The 3,629-nt window shown below is 66.9% G+C and carries 3 protein-coding genes; all 3 read right to left on the bottom strand.

Annotated elements, in window-relative coordinates:
- A partial coding sequence (locus tag FVW27_RS21130; RefSeq protein ID WP_167124905.1) for a sensor domain-containing diguanylate cyclase occupies positions 1-1,194 on the bottom strand: 1,194 nt, incomplete at its 3' end.
- A 471-nt stretch (positions 1,195-1,665) separates the two neighbouring features.
- Positions 1,666-2,490, bottom strand: coding sequence for an ABC transporter substrate-binding protein (locus FVW27_RS10335; RefSeq protein ID WP_167124903.1), 825 nt, complete (start codon positions 2,488-2,490; stop codon positions 1,666-1,668).
- Positions 2,491-2,543: 53 nt separating this feature from the next.
- The coding region (locus FVW27_RS10330) for a biotin--protein ligase (RefSeq protein ID WP_167124901.1) at positions 2,544-3,629 on the bottom strand (1,086 nt) is incomplete at its 5' end.

Raw genomic sequence — 3,629 nt, 5'->3', positions numbered from 1 at the left:
CAGCACGCAGGCGAATTCCTCGCCGCCGTAGCGGGCCACCAGGTCGGGCGCGCGGTGGGCCACCGTGCGCAGGGTATGCGCCACGGCCCGCAGGCAGGCGTCGCCCGCCAGATGCCCGTGGATGTCGTTGTAGGCCTTGAAGTTGTCCACATCGACCATGAGCAGCGACAGCACGTCTTCCGAACGCTGGGCGCGGCGCAGTTCCGTCTCCAGGGCGCAGTCCAGGCGGCTTCTGTTGAACAGTCCGGTCAGCGGGTCGCGCTGGGCCTTCTGTTCCCACATTTCGCGGCTGCTGTCGGCGTTCAGCAACTGGCGGTTGTGCAGGGCCACTCCCAGGGTCACCATGGTGGTGCTGCACAGGAATGTGGCCAGCAGAAAGGCCGCCTCGCCCGTGGTGGGCATCTGGAAGGGGTCGAAGCCCATGGTGGCGCCGTAGGCCACGGCCATCATGGAAGGAACGAGGGCCAGCATCAGCCCGTGCAGGCGGGCATGGTAGGCCAGCAGCACCAGCAGGGGCATGATGAAGTGGATGCACCCGCCATATCCGTTGAAGGACAGCAGCAGAAACAGCAGGTTGCCCCCCAGTACGCCCCCCACCCAGCGGCATTCCCTGCCAGTGAGTTCACGATATGCGACGCAGGCCCGGTACAGCGGATAGACCAGCAGCAACCCGAGGCATACCGCCATGACCAGCGTGGCGAACAGGTGGCCAGCCTGGTTCCACGGCATGTATCCCCCGGCGGCCTGTTGCAGGGCGATGACCCCGCCCCCGGCCACGGCGGCGGGCAGGCAGACCCTGCCCACGGCGCGGAACAGGTCGGGGACGCTTGCGGGAGGCGCGGCGAACACGCGTTGCAGCAGCACGGCGGCCATGCCCCCGGCAAGGGCGTCGGACACGGCGGCGGACAGGGCACTGGACAGGGGCGGCGCGGCGCGCCCCACGGGCTGGACAAGCAGGACCATGGACAGTGAAAGGGCAGCGATGAGCGGCATGGACTGCCAGCCGGTGCGCAGGCACACCACCATGGCCACCCCGGCGCCAAGGCGCAGCGGGGTCAGGTTGTGCACGCTCAGGGCAAAGACGTTGGCGTCCAGCCAGGTGGCGACGCAGTAGGCGGCAAGGGCGGAGAATAGCCAGACGGCACCGGTGGCTGGCCGGGGCGTGGTGGTTTTTCCGGATGCGGGGCGGTCCATGGTGTACGGCTATACGCGGTTTCCGGCCTTGGGCAAGGTGGTGGAATGCCCACCCTTGTGCCGGTCCGTACGGGTCCATGGCGTCTTGTGGCGGGGCGGGTGCGGCATCGCGGAGGCGGGTGCGCGCTGTATTTGACGAAGGTGGCCCGCAGCGTGTGGGGTTCATGCCGCCAGTCCGAAGAAATGAACTGCAATGGCAGTCTGTTGGACGCACATACAAGAGTGTGGGGGGATTCCCTATGCTGCACTGCGCAGCCCCCATGCCGGAGTCGGGTAACGTCCGGTTCGACAGGCTGCACTGACGGGCACGGACGAGAAAAGATGGCCGCACCATTTGCATCTGGGTGGCCCATCGGGGGGGGGAAGCTGGCACATCCTGCAACCGAATTCGTGCAGGACGGCTACAACCGAGTCCGTAGGGTCGTCCCTTCCGGGAAGGCGAGGAGCCCTCCCGGAAGGGGGCAGTTGCGCTTAACGGGGGGCAGCGTTGGGAAAGAACAGCGGTTCGCCGTATTTCTCCACCCCAAAGGCCTTGATGATGCCCTGTGCTTCTTCGCCCGTAAGCCAGTCGGCCAGCCGCAAGGCCCCGGCAGTGTTGACCTGCGGGAATTTTTCGGGATTGACCCGGATGAGAGCGATATAGTTGAGCAGCAGCGGATCCTTCTCCACCAGCACGGCCAGACGGGAGCTGTCCTTGAGGGTCAGCCAGGTGGCGCGGTCCATGAGCACGTATGCGTTCTTTTCGTCGGCGAACAGCGTGGTGGCCTTGTTGCCCTTGGCACCGTCGGGGTAGACCACGTACCAGTCCCCTCCGGGCTCAATGCCTGCCGCGGCCCAGACTTCCATTTCCTTCACGTGGGTGCCCGAATTGTCGCCACGGGTGACCACCATGGCCTTGCGGGTTGCCAATCGCCTGAAGGCTTCCGTGGCGTCCTTCATCCCCCGTATGCCCGCCGGATCCTCCTTGGGGCCTAGGATCACGAAGTCGTTGTACATCACGTCGCGGCGGTCCACGCCAAAGCCGTCGGCGATGAACTTGTCCTCAAGCTTGCGGGCGTGCACGATGACCATGTCGAAGTCGCCCGTGCGGGCCTTTTTCAGGGTTTCGCCCGTGCCCGCCTTTTCATAGGTCACCTTGATGCCTGTGCGTTGCCCGAAGGTGTCGGCAAGCATGGGAATGATGCCTGCGTCCACAGGGCCGATGGTGCTGGATATCTTGATGGTCCCAGTGTCCTGGGCGAATGCTCCGCCGGTCATGAGAAGCGACAGTAACAGAACAGCAAGGCACGTGCGCATGGCGTTCTCCTTGGGGATAGGATGGTCATGTATGTTGCAATCCGCATGTCGGACTACCCGTGCAATTGCAGGAACACCAGCCGGTCCAGCACGTCCAGCAGTTCCGCGTACAGGCCGCCGCTGGCCATGGGCGGGCCGAACAGGGCGGCGCGCTGTTCCTTCAGGCTCTGGCGCGAGACGGTTTCCGGAAAGGTCTTGGCCAGCGTCATGGCCAGCCGCTCTGCCAGCAGGTAGCCGGTGACGCCCTTGTGGAACAGGGCCAGCCGGTCCAGGAAGTCCGCCTTGCGCTCGTGCCAGTATGTCTCGGCGGCGGGGGTGGGCGGGGTGGACACGGCGGTGCATACCGCCGCGTGCAGGTTGTTCAGGTTTGCGCCGGGTATGCCCGCGCGCCAGCCGATGAGCCACGAATTGCGGCGGAAGAACAGGCAGTGGTTGATGCCGATGGTCACGATGTCGTCGAACAGCGCGCGGGCGCGCAGCAGGCCGTCGTCGTGCCAGCGGGCGGGCAGGGCGTCCAGTTCCCACGCGGGCACCAGCGGGTTTGCGGCGCGCAGGCCACCGGGGACGGCGGGAACGCCGGAAGCGGATGGGGCGTCGGTCAGGCGCTCCACCAGATGCGCCAGCCACAGGTTGGCCTGGGGCGATTCCGGCGTTTCCAGGTGGGTGTAGCTGAGAGTGTAGCTGCCCGCGCCGTACCTGCCGTGCAGGATGCATGGCTGCCCGGCCAGAAAGGTGGGCCGCAGGCGGATGCCGTACAGGTCTTCCCACTCGGCGAAGGTGCCGGGGGGCAGGGTGTCCAGCGGCAGGTCGGCCACCCAGAAGTCGCTGCCCGGCTCGGTGTAGCGGGCCAGTATTTCCACGTCGTGGCCGTCTTCCGGGGCAAAGCGGCCCGGCCACCACACCGGCAGGGCCGGTTCCGGCGGCAGGGCGGCGGGGGTCAGGGGGTGCCCGGCGCTGAGCGTGGCGTGCACGTGGCCGGACACGAAATGCTGCATGCGGTCGGTGAACGACGCGCGCGACCACGGGCACAGCCCAAGGCCGTGTTCGCCGGTAAGACCAAGGCCCGCGCCGCCGCAGAAGCCAAGGTAGCGTCCGCCCCCGGCCACGTAGTCGCGCACGGCCTGCATGCCCGCCTCGCC

This window comes from Nitratidesulfovibrio liaohensis (assembly GCF_011682075.1).
GTDB lineage: Bacteria > Desulfobacterota > Desulfovibrionia > Desulfovibrionales > Desulfovibrionaceae > Cupidesulfovibrio > Cupidesulfovibrio liaohensis.
The sequence above is the reverse complement of the archived record's forward strand: the minus strand, read 5'-3'. Positions and strand labels throughout refer to the sequence as shown.